The following is a 19,905-nucleotide window of genomic DNA, read 5'->3' as shown; positions in this document are numbered from 1 at the left end:
CCCTCGTCGTCCCCGCGATCTTGCACTTTGTGCCCGGACATACCGGGACGCGGGTGGCGAAGCGCGGGCCGGAAGTGCAAGATCGCGTGGGCGTGGGCGTGGGCGTGGGCGTGGGCGCGGTCAGTCGGCGCGACGGGTGGCGGCGATGGCCAGGTCGACCAGGGCCTGCCGGGCCTCGGTGTCCAGGTCGACCGTGGCCAGCGCGGCCAGCGCGGTGTCGGTCAGCGTGACGATCCGCTGCTCGGTACGCGCCAGCGCGCCGCTGTCGCTGATCATCTCCCGCAGCCGGGCGACCCCGGCCTCGTCCAGCCCGGGGTCGCCGAGCCCGCCGAGCAGCAGCTCGCGCCCGGCCTCGTCGGTCGTCTCCAGGGCCGCCGCCACCAGATAGGTCCGCTTGCCCTCGCGCAGGTCGTCGCCGGCCGGCTTGCCGGTCTGCGCCGGGTCGCCGAACACACCCAGCACGTCGTCGCGGAGCTGGAACGCCTCGCCCAACGGCAGCCCGTACGCGGAGTACGCCGCCCGGACCTCGGCCGGCGCGTCGGCCAGCGCGGCGCCGAGCAGCACCGGCCGCTCGACCGTGTACTTCGCCGACTTGTAGCGGGCGACCTTGCCGGCCCGCTCCAGCGAGGTGTCGCCGGTGGCCTGGGTCAGCACGTCGAGGTACTGGCCGACGGTGACCTCGGTGCGCATCTCGTCGAAGACCGGCCGGGCCCGGGCGACCGTCCGCGGGTCCAGCCCGCAGGAGTGCAGCAACTCGTCCGACCAGACCAGGCAGAGATCGCCCAGCAGGATCGCGGCGGCGTCGCCGAAGCCGTTCGCGTCACCGCCCCAGCCGGCCGCCCGGTGCCGGGCCGCGAACCGGCGGTGCACCGCCGGCTCCCCGCGCCGGGTGTCGGAGCGGTCCATCAGGTCGTCGTGGATCAGCGCGCTGGCCTGCACGAACTCCAGCGACGCCAGGGCGGTCACCACCTGGTCGGAGTCGACGCCGCCGGCGCCCCGGAAGCCCCAGTAGGCGAACGCCGGCCGCAGCCGTTTGCCGCCGCCCAGCACGAACGCCTCGATCGCCTCGGCGACCGGCACCAGGGCGTCGTCGACACGGGTCATCCAGGTGCGCTGGGTGGCCAGGAACTCGACCAGGGCCTTGTCGATCCGTTGACGCAGCCCGGCACGGTCGACCGGGGAAACGGGAGCAGCGTGGGTCACGCCACGACGCTAGCCGGTCGGGGGCTACCCCGCCGCAGCACCGGGGGCCCGACGCGCCGCGCGGGTCCCCGGAGCCCGTCGGCCGGCCGGGGCGGGCCCCGGGCGGGGCAGGTACGGGCCGGCGGCCGCGACCAGCGCCCGGTACCGCCGGCCGGCCGGCCGGTCGCCGTGCCCGGCCAGCCGCCGGCGCACCTCGGCCAGGTGCTCCAGCGCCCGGGGCGACCCGGCGCGGACGGCGTCGAGCAGCGCCTCGCCGGCCACCGCGCAGGCCCGCTCCACCTCGCCGAGCTGGAGGTAGCACCGGGCCAGCCAGCCGCCGTAGATCGCCGAGGTGCGGGGACGGCCACGCTGCCGGACGGCGTGCAGCGGCGCCTCGGCCGGGCGTGGCCGGCCCAGCGCGACCAGCGCGCGCCCGGTCATCGCCGCCAGCTCCGGCCCGTCGAGCCAGTAGAGCCACGGCGGCTCCCGGCCGGGGTCCGGCGCGCCGGTCGCGTGGCGAGCCGCACCGAGCGCCTGCCGGGCCGCCCCGGCCCGACCACCGAGCGCCGCGGCCAGCGCCACCCGGTGCAGCAGCAGGGCGCGCAGGCCGGGGGTGGCCCATCGCCGGGCCCCGGCGTACGCCGTGCGGGCCAGCACCAGCGCGCCCTCCGGGTCGCCGGCGCCGGCGAGCAGGTGGCTGGCCGAGCCGAGCACGTGTCCGGCGAACGCCGGGTCACCGGCGGTCGCGGCGGCGCGCAGCGCCAACCGGTAGGCGTCGAGCGCGCCGGCCGCGTCCCCCGCGTCGGCGGCGAGCCAGCCGGCGAGCTGGGCCGACTCGGCCAGCTCGGGCAGCAGCCGGCGGCGCGCGGCCGGCCCGCACCCGGCCAGCGCCCGCACCGCCCGCCCCAGCCGGTACGCCCCGAGCCCGGCCAGGTCGGCCCCGCCGGCGAGGTCGTCCAGCCGGCGCAGCTCCGCCAGCCGCACCGGCCCGGCGGGGCGGGACCCGGGTCGTCCGGCCGCCGACGCGCCGGCATGCTCGTCGGCCGGTCGGGTGGGCGTGCCCGGCAGCAGCGCGGCGCGCGGGTCGACCAGCCAGCGCTGGGCCAGGGCGAGCAGCGCCGCCCGGGACCGGGATCCGCCGAAGGACGGCGGCGGGCCGAGGCGCCGGGTGCGGGCCGCGGCGTCGGCCAGCACGTCGGCCGGCACCGCGAGGACGACGGCGAGCCAGCCGAGCCAGAACTCGCCGGGAACGCGTAGCTGTCGCTCCCACCGGGAGACTTCGTGCCGGCTCAGCGTCGGCACCCCGGAGGCGTGGCAGAGCTCGGCCGCGAGCCGCAGCTGGCTCCAGCCGCGGGCCAGCCGGAGCTGGGCGAGCAGCGGCCCGAGCAGCTGCGGGCCGGGCGGGGGCGGCGTCATCGGTCCTCCGGCGGGCGTCGGCGTGGACGGCGGCGCAGGCCCCGGACGGACCGGTGCGCCACCGGTGGATGCTGACCCCCGCGCGTGCCCCCGCCGGGGCCGACCTCCGGCCGGCCCGCCCCGCGCTGCACCATGACTACCCCGGGGGTACGACGCTTTCCGGCCCCGGCCGGGCGACCCGGCGTACGCCTGGGGCCGGCGACCCGCCCGCGAGCCGGTGCGGGGCCGCCGGCGGGCGCCGTAGGGGCGGGCGCCGGCCGGCGGGCCGGTCGAGTCCCGGCGACCGGCGCGCGGGCCGGCCCGCGCGGCCCGTGTCCCCCGCTGTGGGAAGGTCCCCGGCGCGGGGTGCCCCGCCCGCTAGAGTCGTGGGGTGGCGCTCGGTCTTCCCTCGGTCCTCCCCAACCCGCAGCCGGCGATCGGGGAGCTGATCCGTGACCACCAGCCGACCTTCTCGTTCGAGTTCTTCCCGCCCAAGACGGAGCAGGGCGAGCGGCTGCTGTGGCAGGCCATCCGCGAGCTGGAGTCGCTGCGGCCCTCGTTCGTCTCGATCACCTACGGCGCGGGCGGGTCGACCCGCGACACCACGGTCGCGGTCACCGAGCGGATCGCCACCGAGACCACCCTGCTGCCGATGGCCCACCTGACCGCGGTCAACCACTCCGTCGCCGAGCTGCGCCACGTCATCGGCCGGCTCGCCGGGGTCGGGGTGCGCAACGTGCTCGCCGTGCGGGGCGACCCGCCGGGCAACCCGGGCGGCGAGTGGGTCCGCCACCCCGAGGGCGTGCTCTACGCGGAGGACCTGGTCCGGCTGGTCCGCGACGCCGGCGACTTCAGCGTCGGGGTGGCGGCGTTTCCGTACAAGCACCCGCGCTCGCCCGACGTGGCCAGCGACACGGAGCACTTCGTGCGCAAGTGCCGGGCCGGCGCCGAGTTCGCGATCACCCAGATGTTCTTCGACGCCGACGACTACCTGCGGCTGCGCGACCGGGTCGCCGCCGCCGGCTGCGACACCCCGATCCTGGCCGGCGTGATGCCGGTGACCCAGATCGGCACGATCGAGCGCTCCGTGCAGCTTTCCGGGGCGCCTTTCCCGCCGGCCCTGGCCGAGCGGTTCTCGAAGATCGCCGACGACCCCGAGGCGGTGCGCCGGCTCGGCATCGAGCAGGCCAGCGAGATGTGCCGGCGGCTGCTCGACGAGGGCGTGCCCGGCATCCACTTCATCACCCTCAACCGCTCCACCGCCACCCGCGAGGTCTGGCAGAACCTCCAGGTCGGCGCGCGGGTGTGACCGTACGTGCCGCGACACCTGAGCGCCGCCGCAACGGTTGATCCGTGGTGGGCACACAGCTGAACTGGGACGAGTACGCCACGGCGTGGGCGCGCCTGCACGGGGGCTTCGACCCCCGGGCGGCGGCCCCGGTCGTCCGCGCCTGGCTGCGGTTCGCCTACCACGTCGGGTTCGTGCTGGGCCGGCTGCGGGTCGGCCCGACCCCGGTCACCGTGGTCGGCGTGCTGCTCTGCGCCTGCGTGCCGCTGCTCGCCGTACGGCCGCAGGACGGCCCCTTCCTCGGGGCGCTGTTCGTGCTGCTCGCCGCGGTGGCGGACAGCGTCGACGGCGCGGTGGCGGTGGCCACGAACCGGACCACCCGGCTCGGCTACGTCTACGACTCGCTCGCCGACCGGCTCGGCGAGGCCGCCTGGCTGGTCGCGTTCTGGCTGGTCGGGGCGCCCGGGGCGCTCGTCGCGACCGCCGGCGCGCTCTCCTGGCTGCACGAGTACGTCCGCGCCCGGGCGGTCTCCGCCGGCATGCGGGAGATCGGCGCGGTGACCGTGGGGGAGCGCCCCACCCGGGTCTCGGTCGCCCTGGCCGGGCTGCTGCTGGCGGGGCTGACCGGGCTGATCGAGCCGGACCTGGCCGCCGGCACCATCACCATGGCGACCGCCGTCTGGGTGCTGCTGGCCGGCTTCGGGCTGGGCCAGCTCCTCTCCGCCGTCCGCCGCGCCCTGATCGACGCCGGCTGACCGGCCGGCGGGTGTCGGGATGGCCCCACCCGAGGCGCTGACCGGGTGCCGCACGCCCTACCAGGCGGGGCCGATCTCGTCGGCGACGATCTGGGCGGAGAGCGTCACCATCGGCAGGCCGCCGCCCGGGTGGCTGGAGCCGCCGACCAGCCACAGCCCGTGCGCCGGGCCCCGGTTCGCGGGGCGGAGCAGGCCGCCGGCGGTGCCGTAGATCGACCCGCCGGGCGCGCCGGTCGCGGCGTCCAGGTCGGCGGGGGTGCGGACCTCCCGGAACACCAGCCGGTCCCGCACGTCGACGCCGCGCTCGGCCAGCACGTCGAGGACCCGGTCCGCGTACGCCCCGGCGAGGCCCGGCCGGCGCCAGTCGACCGCGCCGGTGGCGGTGCCGTGCCGGGGGGCGTTGACCAGCACGAACCACGCCTCGTGGCCGGCCGGCCGGACCATCGGGTCGTCGGCCACGGTGACGAAGACGGTGGGGTCCGCCGCCGGGCGGGCCCGCACGCCGCGCCCCGGGTGGCCGAAGACCGCGTCGAACTCGGCGTCGTAGTCGCGGGGGAAGAACACGTTGTGGTGGGCCAACCCGGAGCTCCCGGTGACGCCGAGCAGCAGCACGAAGCCGGCCAGGCTGCGGTCGGCCAGCCCGGTCAGCCGGCGCGGGTCGGGCAGCAGGTCCCGGTAGAGGGTGAGCGCGTCGACGTTGGCCACCACCACGTCGGCGGGGACCGGTGCGGTGACGCCGCGCAGGCGTACGCCGTGCACCCGGCCGCCCGCGGCGTCGATGCGGGTGACCGTGGCGCCGGTCTGCACGACCACGCCGAGGTCCAGGCAGCGGGTCAGCAGCGCGTCGGCGAGCGTGCCCAGCCCGCCGCGCAGGTACCAGCCGCCGAAGGTCAGCTCGGCGTACGGCACGGCGACCAGCGCGGCCGGCGCCCGGCGCGGGTCGGCCCCGGTGTAGGTGGCGTACCGCTCCAGCAGCATCCGCAGCCGGGGGTCGGACAGGTGCCGCCGGCCCAGCCCGCGCAGCGTCCGGCCGGGGCCGATCGCGGCCAGGTCGCCCAGCCGCCAGGCCAGCGCGGCCAGGTCCAGCGGGGAGTCGATCGGGCGGCGCAGGATGTCCCGGTGCGAGGCCTGCCACACCCGCGCGGCCCGGCGCCACAGCCGCTGCCAGTCCGCCGTGGCCCGGTCGCCGAAGGCCGCGCCGATCCGGGCGGCGAACTCGGCCGGGTCGGCGCACGAGTCGAGGGCCGGGCCGCCGCCGGGGAAGACGTGCCGCACGATCGGGTCCACCGGCGCCAGGTCCAGGTACTCGTCGAGCTTCGCGCCGGTCGCCTCGAACAGGTCGTGGAAGACGTCGGGCAGGGTGAGCAGGCTCGGCCCGGTGTCGAAGTGGAACGGGCCGTCGGGGGTGTCGTGGACGTACCGGCCGAGCTTGCCGCCCACCGTGTCCGCCCGTTCGAGCACGGTGACCTGGTGCCCGGTGGCGGCCAGCCGGGCGGCGGTGGCCAGCCCGCCCACCCCGGCGCCGACGACCACGATCCGCGCCATGCCGCGCCTCCCTAGCTGACGGGGCGGCCGCGCCAGGAGAGGCGACGCCGCTTCCGCAGATGGTACGACCGGAGGGTCAGCCAACCGAGGACCACGACCGACACGGGGTGTGCCAGCGCGTCGGGCCACCACCGGCCGCCGGTCGCCCGGGCGCTGACCACCCGTCCGGCGACGCCGAGCAGGTAGGCGGCGAGAGCCGCGGCGGTCACCGCCGGCGCGCCGGCGGCCAGGGCGACGACCGCCAGCAGCGGGGGAGCGGTGTAGAGCAGGAGCAGCACGGCCAGCACGGCGGCCGCGGCTGCGGGGTGGCCGAAGGTCGCCCAGAGCGACTTCGAGTAGCCGTCGCGCAGCTGCGGCCAGTCCTCGTACATCCGGCAGGCGGCCAGCCGCGAGCCGTCGGCGAGGGCGATCCGGCCGCCGGCCCGCTTGACCGCGCGGGCCAGCTCGATGTCCTCCAGGACCTTCTCGGCCACCGCGGCGTGCCCGCCGGCGGCGTCGTAGCCGGCCCGGTCCACCACCAGGAACTGCCCGCCGGCGGCGGCCAGCGACGGCCGCGGCGAGCGCTCCATCGCCCGCAGCGGCAGGAAGGTCAGCCACAGCCACTGCAACAGCGGCTGGACCAGCCGGTCGGCCGCCGTCGCCACCACGATCCGGGGGTACGGCGACAGCAGCGTCACCCGCGCGGCGCGCAGCTCGGTGACCGCCGCCGCGACCGCGTCCGGGGCGAGCACCACGTCGGCGTCGACGAAGACCAGCGCGGTCGCCGCGGGGTCGGCCCGGGTGGCCAACTGCCAGCAGGCGTGCGGCTTGCCCAGCCAGCCCGGCGGCGGGGCGACCCCGTCGAGCAGGGTGACCCGGGGGTCGTCGCCGGCGACCGCGCGGACCACGTCAGCCGTGCCGTCGGTCGACCCGTCGTCGAGCACCACGACCCGCAGCCCCGGCACGCCCCGCTGGGCGAGCAGCGCGCGCAGGCAGGGGGTGACCCGGGTGGCCTCGTCGCGCAGCGGCAGCAGCACCGCCACGGTCTCGGTGACCGGCGCCGGCCGGTCCGCCGGGCGGCGCAGCCAGCGGCCGGCGTTGACCAGGGTGTGCGCGGTCAGCGCGGCCACGCCGGCCAGCAGCGCGAGGACGGCGGTCATGCCGCCGCGTCGACGCCGGGGCGCTGCGGTCGGCGCGGCTCGCGCCCCTCGTCGCGGCGGGCGCGGACCAGCGTGACCGCCAGCGGCACGGCGGCCACCGACATGCCGGCGGCCCCCCACAGCGCCGAGGCGGGCAGGTCGAGGAAGACCGCGTGGGCCAGCACGCTGGAGAAGTACGTCCACAGCCAGAGCGCGAACATCGGGTCGTCCCGCTCGTCGGTGCCGCCGACGGCGGGCCCGGCCAGCGGGCGCAGCGCGCCCATCATCAGCACCGCGAAGAGCAGCCAGCCCAGGTAGTTGCTCACCGGGATGCCGGGCAGCCCCGGCAGGGCGGGGGTGGCGTCCCGCCAGACCCAGTAGCCCTCGGCGACCATCTGGGGGTCGAGGAAGAGGTCCCAGGCGGCCAGCCCGACGGCGGCCAGCGCGACCCGCCGGCCGGGGAACCGGGTCCCCCGCCGACCACCGGCGTCGCTGCCGACGCCCGGCCCGCTGTCGGGGGTGCCGCCGGCCCCCAGCGGCCCGCCGCCGGTCAGCCGGGTGGCGGCCAGCCAGGCCGGCCAGGCCATCCAGGTCCAGGCCAGCGGGATGATCAGCGGCACCCCGGCCAGCTTCGGTCCCAGTTCGCCCGAGTAGTCGTAGCTGCCGAAGGGGAAGCCGGTCGCCACGCCGAGCGCCTCGATGGCGAACCCGCCGACCGTGGCCACCGCGACCAGCGCCGCCGCCGTACGCGGGCCCCGGCTGAGCAGCGCGTGGCTCACCGAGAGCAGGTAGCCGAGCACGACGGTGGCGACGGTCAGCCGGGCCCGGGTCTGCCCGGCGCTCAGCGGGTAGCAGATCTGCGCCAGCACCAGCACGGCCAGCAGCGTCCAGGACAGCCGTCGGGTCACGGCGCGGCGGCCCGGCCGCGCGGGGCGGACGTCGGCGGCTCCAGCGGCAGGTCCCGGCCGAGCACGCCGAACGGGCGCTCGTCACCGGGGAAGTGGAAGTGGCGCAGGACGTCGACGAAGCCGAACCGGCGGTACAGCCGCCAGGCCCGGGACCGCTGCTCGTCGGCCTCCGGGGTGGACAGCAGGGTGGTCGTCCCCTCCGCCATGGTGAGCAGGGCCCGCAGCTGCCCCGCGCCCAGGCCGTGCCCCTGCGCGGGCGGTCGGACGTGCAGCTCGACCACCTCGAAGCAGTGGGTCAGCCAGCGCTGCCGGGCGGGCGTGTCCAGCGCCCGCCACACCTGGTCGTGCCACCACTGCCCCGGGGCGCCGAGGTAGCCGTAGCCGAAGCCGGCCAGGTGACCCTCGCTGGTCAGGCTGGCGACGGCGCGGAAGCCGGGCCGGCGTACGTGGGTGGCGATGTAGCCGCGCCGCGCCTCCAGCAGGTCGGTGCGGTACCCCATCGCCTCGCCGTAGACGGCCACCACGTCGTCCAGCCGTCGGACGAGATCGTCCGGCGTCCACCGCACCAACCTCATGCCCGTGCACCCTCCGCCGTTCCCGGGCCGCCGTCCGCGACCCACCCCAGCACCGCCCGGTCACCGACCACGTCGCGCACCTCGAACCGCGCGAAGAGCTCCTCCGCGTACCACCCCTCCGTGGGGGTCCGCATGATCGCGGCGCGGTGCTCCGGGTGACGGTACGCGAACGCCACGAGGTCCGCCGGGGCACGCCACACGCTCACCGTGCCCTGCCAGCCCAGCGGGGCCTCGCCGACGCCGAACCGGGCCAGCAGACCGGGCGCGGCGTGCAGCGCGGCGGCGACCGGGGGAACCGCCCGCCAGAAGGTGGCCGCCCGCCGGGGGCGCAGCCGGGCCCGGGTCAGGGCCAGCACCGGGCCGGTGACCCGGCCGCCGGGCGGCTCGCCGAACGGCCGGCGGCCCGACCACTCGCCCCGGCTGCTCAGCGGGCGCAGGTCGACCCGGACGGCCGCGCGGGCGATCCGCGCCCAGCCGCGTCCCACCGGCGAGTCGTCGAAGCCGGCCGCCGCGGCGGGGGAGTCCCACGCGGTCAGCGCCGCCCACCGGGTCAGGTCGGCGTCGCCCGGCCCGAACCCGGTGCCGGTCCCGGTGCCGAGCAGCTTGCCGAACCGTACGCCGGGCAGCGCGCGCAGCCGGCGGGGGTCGGCCGCCATCCGGGTCAGCGCCCGGGGCAGCGCGGCGCGGGAGGTGCGCCACACGTGCAGGGTGACCAGCTCCGGGGCGCCGTCGGTCCCGCTCACGCCGCCCCGCCGCCGAGCCCGACGGTCCGCCCGCTCAGCCCGCTCACGCCACGTCGGCCGGGGTGCCGCCGGTGACCCGCAGCAGTTCCCGGTACGTGGTGGGGAAGACCGCCTGCGGCACGCCGCCGGCCGCCCAGATCTCGTCGTACCGCTCGAGGGCGGTGTCGACCAGGGTGCGCAGCGGGCGCGGGTGGCCGACCGGGGCGACCCCGCCGATCACCTGCCCGGTGTGCGCGCGGACGAAGTCGGGGGTGGCCCGGCGCAGCCGGGTGACCCCGATGGACGCGGCCAGGCCGGCGGTGTCCACCCGGTGCGCGCCGGAGGTGAGCACCAGCAGCGGCGCGCCGTCCGCCTCGAAGACGAGCGAGTTGGCGATCTGGCCGACCCCGACGCCGAGCGACTCGGCGGCGGCCGCGGCGGTGTGGACCGCGTCGGGCAGCAGGCGGACGGCGCTCGGCGCGCCGGACCCGTCCCGCGCGCCCGCGGCGTCGAGCACGTCCTGCACCGCCCGTACGTTCGGGTGTGGCTGCATGCCGCCATTCTTCCCGGTACGCCCGCCGCCGGCCCGCCCGGCCACGCCGGACGCCCGCCCGGCCACGCCGGACGCCCGCCCGGCCACGCCGGACGCCCGCCCGGCCACGTCGGCTCGCCCGGCCACGCCGGGCCGCCCGAGGTGCGACCGCTCCGGGTCGGGCCCGCGCGGTCGGCCGGTCGGTTCGGTGCGGGACGGCGACGGCGTGAGCAGGCCGGTGCCGGGGCGGGCACCGGTGCGACGTCCCGCGCGCCACACGTTGCATTTTCGTCGGAGGGAGGGTGTACTGTCAGCAGTAGTTAGAACGAGTGTTCGATTGCATCGAACGCCCGTTCCAACATCCCGGGCGGTGTTTCGCGGCGCCGGCCCCGGGCGGTGCGGCTCCGCGGGCCGCACCTGGGTCACGGGCAGTCGCGAGCCCGGGCCCGTCAGGCAGGAGCGTCGCCCGCCGCCCACGACCCCCGGGCGGCGGGCCACGAACCCGCCGGTTGCGCCGGCCGGGTGTGGTGTGGGGAAGCGTCCACACCCGGCCGGCCCCACCCGGTGCGTCTTCCTCCGCACCACTCGACCCGGCGTCCCGCCGGCGGACCAGGTCCGCCCCGGGGGCGGCGCCTCGGCCACGTGGAGGAGACAGTCCCATGCCGACCAACCCGGCTCAGGCACCGACGGTGCCGGCGCACGTGCTGCCGCACCGCACCCCCGCCCAGCTTCTCGCGGTGGCCCGCCACGGCCTGGCCGAGGCCGCCCAGACCCGCCCCGACGGCCTCCGCTACGCGGCCGCCCACCTGGCCGCGCTGCGCGCGGCGGCGGCCCTGCTCGCCGCCCGGGCGCGTCCCGCTCCCGCCCGGCGCAACCGGATCACCAGCGTCTGGGTCCTGCTCTCGGGTGTCGCCCCCGAGCTCGACGAGTGGGCCCGGTTCTTCGCCCTCGGCGCCGGCAAGCGCGCCGCCGCCGAGGCCGGCATCCCGCGGGTCGTGACCGCCCGCGAGGCCGACGACCTGCTGCGCGCCGCCGAACAGTTCGTCACGGTGGTGGAGACCGCGCTCGGCGTGACCCACCAACCGGCGCTCGACGGCCTCGCCGCCTGACCCGTGACGCCCCGGCCGCCCAGCGGGGGGAGCCGGGCGGCCGGGGCGTCACGCGCACATCCGATCGACAGCACGACGGGGGGTAGGTCCGATGGCGGGCCGGATGGTGGTCGGTTCCGCCGCACTGGCCGCGCTGGTGCGTCCGGCGAGCGCGCCGGACCCGGCAGGCGGTCACCGGGTGCTGCCGGTGGCCCCGGAGCTGACCGGGCTGCTGCCCAACCGAGGGCTGCGGCGCGGCAGCACGATCGCGGTCGCCACCGGTCAACCCCGCCGCAGCGGCGGCACGTCGCTGGTCCTGGCGCTGCTCGCCGAGGCGTCCCGGGCCGGCTCGTGGTGCGCCGTGGTGGGGGTGCCGACGTTCGGGGCGGGTGCGGCCGCCGAGCTCGGCATCGCCCTGGACCGGCTCGCCCTGGTGCCCCACCCGGGTCCGGAGTGGGCCACCGTCATCGCCGCGCTGATCGACGGGGTGGACGTCGTGGTCACCGCCGTGCCGGCGACGGTCTCCGCCTCGGTCGCCAACCGGCTGGCGGCCCGCGCCCGGCAGCGGGGCAGCGTCCTCGTCCCGTACGGGCGGTGGGACGGCGCGGACGTGACCCTCCAGGTGGTCCGGGGCGCCTGGGAGGGGCTCGGGCCGGGGCGGGGCCGGCTGCGCCGCCGCGAGGTCACCGTCTCGGCGCGCGGGCGCGGGGCCGCCGCCCGCCCCAAGGAGATCAAGGTCTGGCTCCCCGGGGACGGGCTCACCCGGGTCATTCCCCGTCCGGCCCCCGGAGCTGTCGCCGGTTCCGTCACCGGCCGGTCGGTCGCCGGCCGGCCCCGCCCGGTTGCCGTGGCCGCCTCCGCGTCCGCCGGCACCTCCCGTCGCGGCGCGCTCACCCTGGTCGGTCCGGCATGACCGGTGCGCCGGTGCGGACCCTGCTGCTCTGGTGCCCGGACTGGCCGGTGCTCGCCGCCGAGATCGTCGACGGGGTGCCCGCCACGGGCCCGGTCGCCGTGCTGCACGCCAACCGGGTGGTCGCCTGCTCGGAGCGGGCCCGCGCCGAGGGGGTGCGCCGGGGGCTGCGCAAGCGGGAGGCGCAGGGGCGCTGCCCGCAGCTCACCGTCGTCGAGTACGACCCGGGACGGGACACCCGGGCGTTCGAGCCGGTGGTCGCCGCGGTCGAGGAACTGGTCGCGGGCGTCGAGGTGGTGCGTCCCGGCGCGTGCGCGGTGGCGGCCCGGGGCCCGAGCCGCTACCTCGGGGGCGAGGAGGCGGCGGCCGAGCGGATCGTCGAGCACGTCGCGCAGGCCTGCGCGGTGGAGAGCCAGGTCGGCATCGCCGACGGGGTGTTCGCCGCCGGGTTGGCCGCCCGCGCCGGGCAGGTCGTTCCGCCCGGGGAGACCCCGCGGTTCCTGGCCGACCTGCCGGTCGAGGCGCTCGGCCGGCCGGCCCTGACCGACCTGCTGCGCCGGCTCGGCGTACGCACCCTGGGTGACTTCGCCGCGCTGCCCGCCGGCGACGTGCTGGCCCGGTTCGGGTTCGACGGCGCGCTGGCCCACCGGCTGGCGGCCGGGCGGGACCACCGCCCGCTCGCCGTCCGGCAGCCCCCGGCCGACCTCGCGGTCACCGCCGACCACGACGAGCCGCTCGACCGGGTCGACGCGGCGGCCTTCGCCGCCCGGGCGCTGGCCGAGCGGCTGCACGACCGGCTCGCCGCGCACGGGCTGGCCTGCACCCGCCTCGGCATCGAGGCGGTCACCGCGCACGGCCAGGAGCTGCACCGGGTCTGGCGGCACGACGGGCTGCTCACCGCGGCAGCCATCGCCGACCGGGTGCGCTGGCAGCTCGACGGCTGGCTGTCCGGCGGCGGCCGGGGTGGCGCCCGCCCGGCCCGCCCGACGGCGGGCATCATCCGGCTGCGGCTGGTCCCCGACGGGGTGCTCGCCCAGGCCGGCCTGCAACCCGGCCTGTGGGGGGAGGCCGGCGAGGAGCGGGAGCGGGCGTACCGGGCGCTGAGCCGGGTGCAGGGCATCCTCGGCCCCGAGGCGGTGGTCACCGCGGTGCTCGGCGGCGGGCGTTCGCCCGCCGACCAGGTGCGCCTGGTGCCGTGGGGGGACGAACGCCTGCCGGCCCGCCCGGGTGAGCCGCCGTGGCCGGGCCGGCTGCCGCCACCGGCGCCGGCCGTGGTGCTGCCCGACCCGCTCGCCGCGACCGTGCACGACGCGGCCGGCGAGCCGGTCGTGGTCAGCGCGCGGCTCCAGGTCAGCGCCGCGCCGGCCCGGCTGGCCGTGGGCACCGCCCGGCCGGCCGAGATCGTCGGCTGGGCCGGTCCGTGGCCGGTGGACGAGCGCTGGTGGGCGCCGGCCGAGGCTCGCCGCCGGGCCCGGTTCCAGGTCTGCCTGGCCGACGGCGCGGCCCTGCTGCTCGCGGTCGAGGGCGGCCGGTGGCTGGTGGAGGCGATCTATGACTGACCGCCGCCGGGTGGTGGGCCGGTGAGCTTCCACAACCCGAAGATGCCCTGGTCGGAGCTGGAGCAGGTGCTCTCCGGGCGGTCCGACGTCGGGCGTCCCAGGGGTGAGCGGCACCTGCACGTGGTGGACCCGCTCGCGGTCGACGCCGACGGCGGCGACTCCCCGGCGTGGAGCCGCAAGCGGCAGGAGTACGCGCCGCCGGAGCTGGCCCGTCCCGACGACGCGGTGCCCTACGCCGAGTTGCACGCGCACACCAACTTCAGCTTCCTCGACGGCGCCAGCCATCCCGAGGAGCTGGCGGAGGAGGCCGCCCGGCTGGGCCTCACCGCGCTCGCCGTCACCGACCACGACGGCTTCTACGGGGTGGTGCGCTTCGCCGAGGCGGCCCGCGCGCTGCACCTGCCGACGATCTTCGGCGCCGAGCTCTCGCTGGGCCTGCCCGGCCCGCAGAACGGCGAGCCCGACCCGCTCGGGCGGCACCTGCTGCTGCTCGCCCACGGCCACGAGGGGTACGCCCGGCTCGCCTCGACGATCGCCCGCGCCCAGTTGCGCGGCGGGGAGAAGGGCCGCCCGGTCTACGGCGAGCTGGAGGAGGTCGCCGCCGAGCTGCGCGACCACGTGCTGGTGCTCACCGGCTGCCGCAAGGGGCACGTGCCGGCGGCGCTGCTCACCGAGGGGGTGGCCGCGGCGGCCCGCGAGCTGGACCGGCTGACCGCCCTGTTCGGCGCGGAGACGGTGGCGGTGGAGCTGACCGACCACGGTCATCCGGTCGACGCCGACCGCAACGACGCGCTCGCCGAGCTGGCCGCGTCCGCCGGGCTGCCCACGGTGGCCACCAACAACGTGCACTACGCCACCCCGGGCCGGCGCCGGCTGGCCACCACGGTCGCCGCCGTACGGGCCCGGCGCAGCCTGGACGAGATCGACGGCTGGCTGCCCGCGGCCGGCACCGCCCACCTGCGTAGCGGGGCCGAGATGGCGGCCCGGTTCGCCGCGTACCCGGGCGCGGTGGCGCGGGCCGCCGAGTTCGGCGCCGAGCTCGCCTTCGACCTCCAGCTCGTCGCGCCGCGGCTGCCGGCGTACCCGGTGCCGCCGGGGCACACCGAGATGAGCTGGCTGCGCCACCTGACCGAGCGGGGCGCGCGGGAGCGCTACGGCCCCCGCGAGGCGCACCCGAGGGCGTACGCACAGCTCGACCACGAGCTGAACATGATCGAGGAGCTGGGCTTCCCCGGCTACTTCCTGGTGGTCTACGACATCGTCGCGTTCTGCCGCGAGCAGGACATCTACTGCCAGGGCCGGGGCTCGGCGGCCAACTCGGCGGTCTGCTACGCGCTGCGGATCACCAACGTGGACGCGGTCCGGCACCGGCTGCTCTTCGAGCGTTTCCTCGCCCCCGAGCGCGACGGCCCGCCGGACATCGACGTGGACATCGAGTCCGACCGTCGGGAGGAGGTCATCCAGCACGTCTACGCCCGCTACGGCCGGGAGCACACCGCCCAGGTCGCCAACGTCATCTCCTACCGGCCCCGTTCGGCGGTGCGGGACGTGGCCAAGGCGTTCGGCTTCTCGCCCGGCCAGCAGGACGCCTGGAGCAAGCAGATCGACCGCTGGGGCTCGGTCGCCGCGGTCGACGTGGCGGACATTCCCGAGCAGGTGGTCGCGTACGCCGACGAGTTGCAGACCTTCCCCCGGCACCTGGGCATCCACTCCGGCGGCATGGTGATCTGCGACCGGCCGGTGATCGAGGTCTGCCCGGTGGAGTGGGGGCGGATGCCGGGCCGCAGCGTGCTCCAGTGGGACAAGGACGACTGCGCCGCCGTCGGCCTGGTCAAGTTCGACCTGCTCGGGCTCGGCATGCTCTCCGCGCTGCACTACGGCTACGACATGATCGGGATGAGCCTGGACCTCGGCGGCATGACGCTGGACGACCCCGAGGTCTACGACATGCTCTGCCGGGCCGACTCGGTGGGGGTGTTCCAGGTGGAGAGCCGCGCCCAGATGGCGACCCTGCCCCGGCTGAAGCCCCGCGAGTTCTACGACCTGGTGGTCGAGGTGGCGCTGATCCGGCCCGGCCCGATCCAGGGCGGCTCGGTGCACCCGTACATCCGGCGCAAGAACGGCCAGGAGCCGGTGGAGTACGCCCACCCGCTGATGCGCAACGCGCTGGAGAAGACCCTCGGCGTGCCGCTGTTCCAGGAGCAGCTGATGCAGCTCGCCATCGACCTGGCCGGCTTCGACGCCGCGGAGGCCGACCAGCTGCGCCGGGCGATGGGCGCCAAGCGCTCCGCCGAGCGGATGGCCCGCATCGCCGACCGGCTCTACGCCGGGATGGCCGAGCGGGGCATCACCGGCGAGCTGGCCGACGACGTCTACCGCAAGCTCTCCGCGTTCGCCAGCTACGGCTTCCCGGAGAGCCACGCGATGAGCTTCGCCTACCTGGTCTACGCCAGTTCCTGGCTCAAGCGCTACCACCCGGGGCCGTTCCTGGCCGCGCTGCTCAACGCCCAGCCGATGGGCTTCTACTCGCCGCAGACGCTGGTCGACGACGCCCGCCGGCACGGGGTGCAGGTGCGCCGGCCGGACGTCAACGCCAGTGGCGCCAAGGCGGTGCTGGAGTCCACCCCGCAGACCCGGTGGGGCAGCGCGCCGGGGGAGCCGCCGCACGCCTGGGGGCTGGGCGGCCCGGCCGTCCGGCTCGGGCTGGCCAGCGTGCGTACCCTCGGCGACGAGGTGGCCGAGCGGATCGAGGCGGAGCGGGCGGCGCACGGGCCGTACCGCGACATGCCGGACCTGGCCCGGCGCGTGGGTCTCACCGCCGCGCAGCTGGAGGCGCTGGCCACCGCGGACGCCTTCGCCTGTTTCGGGCTGTCCCGGCGGCAGGCCCTCTGGGCGGCCGGCGCGGCGGCCCAGGACCGGCCGGGTCGGCTGCCCGGCACGGTGACCGGCACGGCCGCGCCCACCCTGCCCGGCATGGAGGCGGTGGACCGGCTGGTCGCCGACGTGTGGGCGACCGGGCTGTCGCCGGAGAGCCACCCGGCCCGCTTCATCCGCCCGCAGCTCGACGCCCTCGGGGCGGTGCCGATCGCCCGGCTCGGCCGGGTGGAGCCGGGTCGGCGGATCCGGGTCGGCGGGATCGTCACCCACCGGCAGCGCCCCGCGACCGCCGGCGGGGTCACCTTCCTCAACCTGGAGGACGAGACGGGCATGCTCAATGTCACGTGCTCCCCGGGGCTCTGGCAGCGCTACCGTCGAATCGCCCGCACCAGCGCGGCGCTGGTGGTGCGCGGCCGGTTGCAGCGGCACGAGGGAGTCACCAATCTCACCGCCGACCGGTTGGACGCCATCGAGCCGCCGGTCAGCCCGGCATCGCGCGATTTCCGTTGACGGTAGTGATCCACATTACGGTTTTCCGCGCGCGATGGCGGGAGACTCCTGCTCGCGCGGGCAGAGCGGCCCGCGTCAGCACGAGGGGGACGAACCGATGACGGGGAATCACGAGTACAGCGGCGGGGTGGCCAACTCCCGGCGGACCCGGCTCAGCGCCGGATGGACCCCGACGCACCACACCGAGCCTCGCGAGTACGAGATCACCGAGGGCCCGGTGGCCAACGCCCTGCGGTCGCGGGCCGAGGAGGACGGCGCCACCGGCGAGTCCTGAGCGCCGCACCGGACGGTCCCCGTCGGGGGCTGGACCGGGTGACTAGGCTCGACCGGGTGGAGCAGACCCCAGGCCGGCTCGCCGGGCCGCCGCTGACCCCCCGTACCGCCGTGATCTGGTCGGTGCTGCGCGCCGAGCTGGAACGCCGCGGCGACACCGCGCTGACCGTGCTCGACGTCGGCGGCGGCACCGGCGGCTTCGCCGTCCCGCTCGCCCAGGCCGGGCACCGGGTCACCGTGGTCGACGCCAGTCCCGACGCGCTCGCCGCGCTGACCCGCCGGGCCGCGGAGGCCGGGGTCGCCGAGCGGGTCCGTGCCGTGCAGGGCGACGGCGACGCGCTCGCCGGGCTGGTCGAGCCGGGCGGCGTGGACCTGGTGCTCTGCCACGCCGTGCTGGAGGTGGTCGACGATCCGGCGCCCGTGGTGGCCGCGCTGGCCGCCGCGCTGCGCCCGGGCGGCGCCGCGAGCGTGCTGGTCGCCGGCCGGGCCGCCGCGGTGCTCGGCCGGGCGATGAACGGGCACCTGGACGTCGCCGCCACGCTGGCCGCCGACCCGGCGGGCAGCGCGGGGGCCCGGGACACGCTGCGCCGGCGCTACGACGCCGAGGGCGCCGCCGCGCTGCTCGGCGCCGCCGGGCTCGTGGTCGAGGAGATCCACGGCGTACGCGTGCTCGCCGACCTCCTTCCCGCGGCCGTGGCCGACGGCCAGCCGGCCGCCCTGGTGGAGCTGGAACGGGCGCTCGCGGCGCGAAGCCCCTGGCGGGACCTCGCGGCCCAGTTGCACCTGTTCGCCCGTCGCCCGTGACCGACCCGCTGGCGGTCGTCGCGCCGCGCTACGGCGACGGCAGCCTCGCCGACGTCCTGCCCAGCGCGCTCGCCGTGCTCGGCGTGCCCGGCGCCACCGACCCGCTCGGGCTGGGCCCCGCGCTGGCCGGGGTGCGCCGGGTGGCGGTGCTGCTCGTGGACGGCCTCGGCTGGCACCAGATCCCGACCGCCGCGCCGTACGCGCCGACCCTGGCGGGGCTCGCCGCGACCGTCGGCCGGCCGCTGACCTCCGGTTTCCCGTCCACCACGCCGACCAGCCTGGTGACGCTGGGTACCGGCGCCGCGTCCGGGGCGCACGGCGTGCTCGGCTTCACCGTGCGGGTGCCCGGAACCGACCGGGTGCTCAACCACATCGAGTGGGCGGCCGACCCGGCGCCGCTGCGCTGGCAGCCGGTCCGTACCCAGCTCGAACGTGCCCGGGCCGCCGGGGTCGCGGTAACGGTGGTGAGCCGACCCGAGTTCGGCGGCAGCGGGCTGACGGTGGCCGCCAACCGGGGCGGCGACTACCGCGGCGCGGCCGGCGTCGACGCGCTCGCCGAACGGATGCTCACCGCCCTGGCCGCCGGGACGGGGCCCACCCTGGTCTCCGGCTACCACCCCGACCTGGACCGCCACGGCCACCTCACGGGCGTCGACTCGGCGCCCTGGCGGGTCGCCGCGGCCGAGGTGGACCGGCTGCTCACCCGGCTCGTCGACGGGTTGCCGCCCGACGCCGCGCTGCTGGTCACCGCCGACCACGGGCAGCTCGACGTGCCGGCCGCGCACCGCGTCGACCTGGACACCGATCCCCGGCTGCGCGCCGGGGTGGCGGTGGTCGCCGGGGAGCCCCGGGTCCGCTACCTGCACGTCACGCCCGGCGCCCGGGACGACGTGGTGGCCGCCTGGTCGGCGGTGCTCGGCCCCGCGGCCCGGGTCCGCACCCGCGAGGAGGTGGTGGCCTCCGGCTGGTTCGGCCCGGTGCCGGAGGAGCACCTGCTCCGCATCGGCGACGTGGTGGTCGTCTGCAACGCCACGTACGCGGTGACGGCCTCCCGCTCCGAGCCGCCGACGGTCTCCCGGCTGGTCGCGTACCACGGGGCGGACACCGCGGCCGAGATGACCATCCCGCTGCTGGTCGTACGCGGCTGACGACCGGGCGACCGTCCCGCCGGCGGGCGCCGCGTCGCGGCGCGGATCGCCTGTCCCGCCGGCGCGGTCAGGCGCGGACCGGCGGTGCCGCCGTCACCGTTCCCGCCCGGCGAGCCCTTCGAGCGCCCGCACGAGGTCGTCGGCGGTGGGCGCGGCTCCGGGGTCGAGCAGCCACTGGAGCATCACACCGTTGATGAGCGCCAGGGCGAGCGAACCGTAGCGGCGGGCCTGCTCCGCCGAGACCTCCGTCGGAGCGATGTCGAGCGTCAGGGCGGCGAGGTCGCGCCGGCTGGCGGCGTAGCCGGCCGCGAGTTGGTCGCGCACCTCGGGCGCGAACTCCGCCTGGGCGTACGCCTGCACGCTCGCTACCAGGACGGCCCGCTGCTCGTGCGCCAGCTCGAACACGCCGTGGAGGAACTGCCGGAGGCGCTCCAGCGGCGCTCCGCCGGGCTCGGTCGTGACGGCCGCGGCGATCGCGTCCCCCCAGGCGTCGAAGATCTCCAGGACGGCGGCGTTCAGCAGGGCGTCCTTGCTGCCGAAGTGGTAGCCGATGGAGCCGAGGTGGGCGTTGGTCGCCGCCACGATGTCGCGGGCCGTGGTGTGGGCGTAGCCCTTCTCCACCAGGCATCGCTTCGCCCCCGCCAGGAGTTCCTCTCGCTGTCCCATGACGGCAGTGTAGCCAGGTCTTTGAACGACCGTCTTGTACGCGCGTATTG

18 protein-coding genes are annotated in these 19,905 nt (G+C 77.5%); 9 read left to right on the top strand and 9 right to left on the bottom strand.

Annotated elements, in window-relative coordinates; genetic code table 11:
- Window positions 1–120: 120 nt before the first annotated feature.
- Window positions 121–1,203 (bottom strand): polyprenyl synthetase family protein, encoded by a 1,083-nt coding sequence (locus ACSNOB_RS05610; protein ID WP_436685528.1) that lies wholly within the window; start codon window positions 1,201–1,203, stop codon window positions 121–123.
- Window positions 1,204–1,227: 24 nt separating this feature from the next.
- On the bottom strand, window positions 1,228–2,598 hold the full coding sequence (locus ACSNOB_RS05605) for a helix-turn-helix domain-containing protein (RefSeq protein ID WP_436685526.1): 1,371 nt from the start codon (window positions 2,596–2,598) through the stop codon (window positions 1,228–1,230).
- Window positions 2,599–2,968: 370 nt separating this feature from the next.
- Between ACSNOB_RS05605 and metF the strand changes: the two genes are divergently transcribed.
- Both metF and ACSNOB_RS05595 read left to right on the top strand, forming a co-directional pair.
- Entirely contained in the window at window positions 2,969–3,886 is a 918-nt protein-coding gene (metF, locus tag ACSNOB_RS05600; RefSeq protein ID WP_436685524.1) for a methylenetetrahydrofolate reductase [NAD(P)H], read from the top strand.
- A 44-nt stretch (window positions 3,887–3,930) separates the two neighbouring features.
- Entirely contained in the window at window positions 3,931–4,620 is a 690-nt protein-coding gene (locus tag ACSNOB_RS05595; protein WP_436685522.1) for a CDP-alcohol phosphatidyltransferase family protein, read from the top strand.
- A gap of 57 nt (window positions 4,621–4,677) precedes the next feature.
- On the opposite strand, the gene ACSNOB_RS05590 is transcribed toward ACSNOB_RS05595, so the two are convergent.
- Genes ACSNOB_RS05590 through ACSNOB_RS05565 form a run of 6 tightly spaced genes read right to left on the bottom strand, consistent with a single transcriptional unit; the run spans window position 4,678 to window position 10,041 of the window.
- Window positions 4,678–6,165 (bottom strand): phytoene desaturase family protein, encoded by a 1,488-nt coding sequence (locus ACSNOB_RS05590; RefSeq protein ID WP_436685520.1) that lies wholly within the window; start codon window positions 6,163–6,165, stop codon window positions 4,678–4,680.
- 11 nt (window positions 6,166–6,176) lie between these two features.
- Window positions 6,177–7,304, bottom strand: coding sequence for a glycosyltransferase (locus ACSNOB_RS05585; RefSeq protein ID WP_436685518.1), 1,128 nt, complete (start codon window positions 7,302–7,304; stop codon window positions 6,177–6,179).
- Complete coding sequence (locus tag ACSNOB_RS05580; protein WP_436685516.1) at window positions 7,301–8,191, bottom strand: carotenoid biosynthesis protein; 891 nt, start codon at window positions 8,189–8,191, stop codon at window positions 7,301–7,303. Before ACSNOB_RS05580 ends, ACSNOB_RS05585 begins: the two co-directional genes overlap by 4 nt.
- Window positions 8,188–8,766, bottom strand: a complete 579-nt coding sequence (locus ACSNOB_RS05575; protein ID WP_393103438.1) for a GNAT family N-acetyltransferase — start codon at window positions 8,764–8,766, stop codon at window positions 8,188–8,190. The genes ACSNOB_RS05580 and ACSNOB_RS05575 overlap by 4 nt, the downstream gene beginning before the upstream one ends.
- Window positions 8,763–9,509: a monooxygenase gene (locus tag ACSNOB_RS05570; protein WP_436685514.1), complete on the bottom strand. Its 747-nt coding sequence runs from the start codon at window positions 9,507–9,509 to the stop codon at window positions 8,763–8,765. The genes ACSNOB_RS05575 and ACSNOB_RS05570 overlap by 4 nt, the downstream gene beginning before the upstream one ends.
- Window positions 9,510–9,552: 43 nt before the next feature.
- Window positions 9,553–10,041 (bottom strand): YbaK/EbsC family protein, encoded by a 489-nt coding sequence (locus ACSNOB_RS05565; protein ID WP_393103442.1) that lies wholly within the window; start codon window positions 10,039–10,041, stop codon window positions 9,553–9,555.
- 638 nt (window positions 10,042–10,679) lie between these two features.
- On the opposite strand from ACSNOB_RS05565, the gene ACSNOB_RS05560 reads away from it, so the two are divergent.
- From ACSNOB_RS05560 to ACSNOB_RS05530, 7 genes are all read left to right on the top strand, one after another.
- Window positions 10,680–11,129 carry an SAV_6107 family HEPN domain-containing protein gene (locus ACSNOB_RS05560; RefSeq protein ID WP_436685512.1) on the top strand — a complete coding sequence of 150 codons (450 nt, stop codon included), beginning with the start codon at window positions 10,680–10,682 and terminating at the stop codon, window positions 11,127–11,129.
- A 91-nt stretch (window positions 11,130–11,220) separates the two neighbouring features.
- Window positions 11,221–12,021, top strand: a complete 801-nt coding sequence (locus tag ACSNOB_RS05555) for a hypothetical protein (protein ID WP_436685510.1) — start codon at window positions 11,221–11,223, stop codon at window positions 12,019–12,021.
- Window positions 12,018–13,577, top strand: coding sequence for a DNA polymerase Y family protein (locus tag ACSNOB_RS05550; protein ID WP_436685509.1), 1,560 nt, complete (start codon window positions 12,018–12,020; stop codon window positions 13,575–13,577). Before ACSNOB_RS05555 ends, ACSNOB_RS05550 begins: the two co-directional genes overlap by 4 nt.
- Window positions 13,578–13,598: 21 nt before the next feature.
- Window positions 13,599–16,964 (top strand): error-prone DNA polymerase, encoded by a 3,366-nt coding sequence (locus ACSNOB_RS05545; RefSeq protein WP_436685507.1) that lies wholly within the window; start codon window positions 13,599–13,601, stop codon window positions 16,962–16,964.
- 97 nt (window positions 16,965–17,061) lie between these two features.
- On the top strand, window positions 17,062–17,238 hold the full coding sequence (locus tag ACSNOB_RS05540; RefSeq protein ID WP_393103452.1) for a hypothetical protein: 177 nt from the start codon (window positions 17,062–17,064) through the stop codon (window positions 17,236–17,238).
- A 38-nt stretch (window positions 17,239–17,276) separates the two neighbouring features.
- Complete coding sequence (locus tag ACSNOB_RS05535; protein WP_436685505.1) at window positions 17,277–18,041, top strand: methyltransferase domain-containing protein; 765 nt, start codon at window positions 17,277–17,279, stop codon at window positions 18,039–18,041.
- Entirely contained in the window at window positions 18,038–19,189 is a 1,152-nt protein-coding gene (locus ACSNOB_RS05530; protein WP_436685503.1) for an alkaline phosphatase family protein, read from the top strand. Before ACSNOB_RS05535 ends, ACSNOB_RS05530 begins: the two co-directional genes overlap by 4 nt.
- Before the next feature lie 93 nt (window positions 19,190–19,282).
- Here ACSNOB_RS05530 and ACSNOB_RS05525 read toward each other — a convergent pair whose 3' ends face one another.
- Window positions 19,283–19,855, bottom strand: coding sequence for a TetR/AcrR family transcriptional regulator (locus tag ACSNOB_RS05525; RefSeq protein WP_436685501.1), 573 nt, complete (start codon window positions 19,853–19,855; stop codon window positions 19,283–19,285).
- Between the last annotated feature and the right edge of the window lie 50 nt (window positions 19,856–19,905).

Origin of the sequence: Micromonospora sp. URMC 106, assembly GCF_051386395.1 — a bacterium.
Taxonomy (GTDB): domain Bacteria; phylum Actinomycetota; class Actinomycetes; order Mycobacteriales; family Micromonosporaceae; genus Micromonospora.
The sequence above is the reverse complement of the archived record's forward strand: the minus strand, read 5'-3'. Positions and strand labels throughout refer to the sequence as shown.

Bases quoted from the DNA above. Each gene is read 5' to 3' on its own strand.
- ACSNOB_RS05605 (WP_436685526.1), bottom strand. From the start codon at position 2,598: ATGACGCCGCCCCCGCCCGGCCCGCAGCTGCTCGGGCCGCTGCTCGCC.
- ACSNOB_RS05590 (WP_436685520.1), bottom strand. From the start codon at position 6,165: ATGGCGCGGATCGTGGTCGTCGGCGCCGGGGTGGGCGGGCTGGCCACC.
- ACSNOB_RS05555 (WP_436685510.1), top strand. From the start codon at position 11,221: ATGGCGGGCCGGATGGTGGTCGGTTCCGCCGCACTGGCCGCGCTGGTG.
- ACSNOB_RS05585 (WP_436685518.1), bottom strand. From the start codon at position 7,304: ATGACCGCCGTCCTCGCGCTGCTGGCCGGCGTGGCCGCGCTGACCGCG.
- ACSNOB_RS05560 (WP_436685512.1), top strand. From the start codon at position 10,680: ATGCCGACCAACCCGGCTCAGGCACCGACGGTGCCGGCGCACGTGCTG.
- ACSNOB_RS05575 (WP_393103438.1), bottom strand. From the start codon at position 8,766: ATGAGGTTGGTGCGGTGGACGCCGGACGATCTCGTCCGACGGCTGGAC.
- ACSNOB_RS05565 (WP_393103442.1), bottom strand. From the start codon at position 10,041: ATGCAGCCACACCCGAACGTACGGGCGGTGCAGGACGTGCTCGACGCC.
- ACSNOB_RS05525 (WP_436685501.1), bottom strand. From the start codon at position 19,855: ATGGGACAGCGAGAGGAACTCCTGGCGGGGGCGAAGCGATGCCTGGTG.
- ACSNOB_RS05550 (WP_436685509.1), top strand. From the start codon at position 12,018: ATGACCGGTGCGCCGGTGCGGACCCTGCTGCTCTGGTGCCCGGACTGG.
- ACSNOB_RS05540 (WP_393103452.1), top strand. From the start codon at position 17,062: ATGACGGGGAATCACGAGTACAGCGGCGGGGTGGCCAACTCCCGGCGG.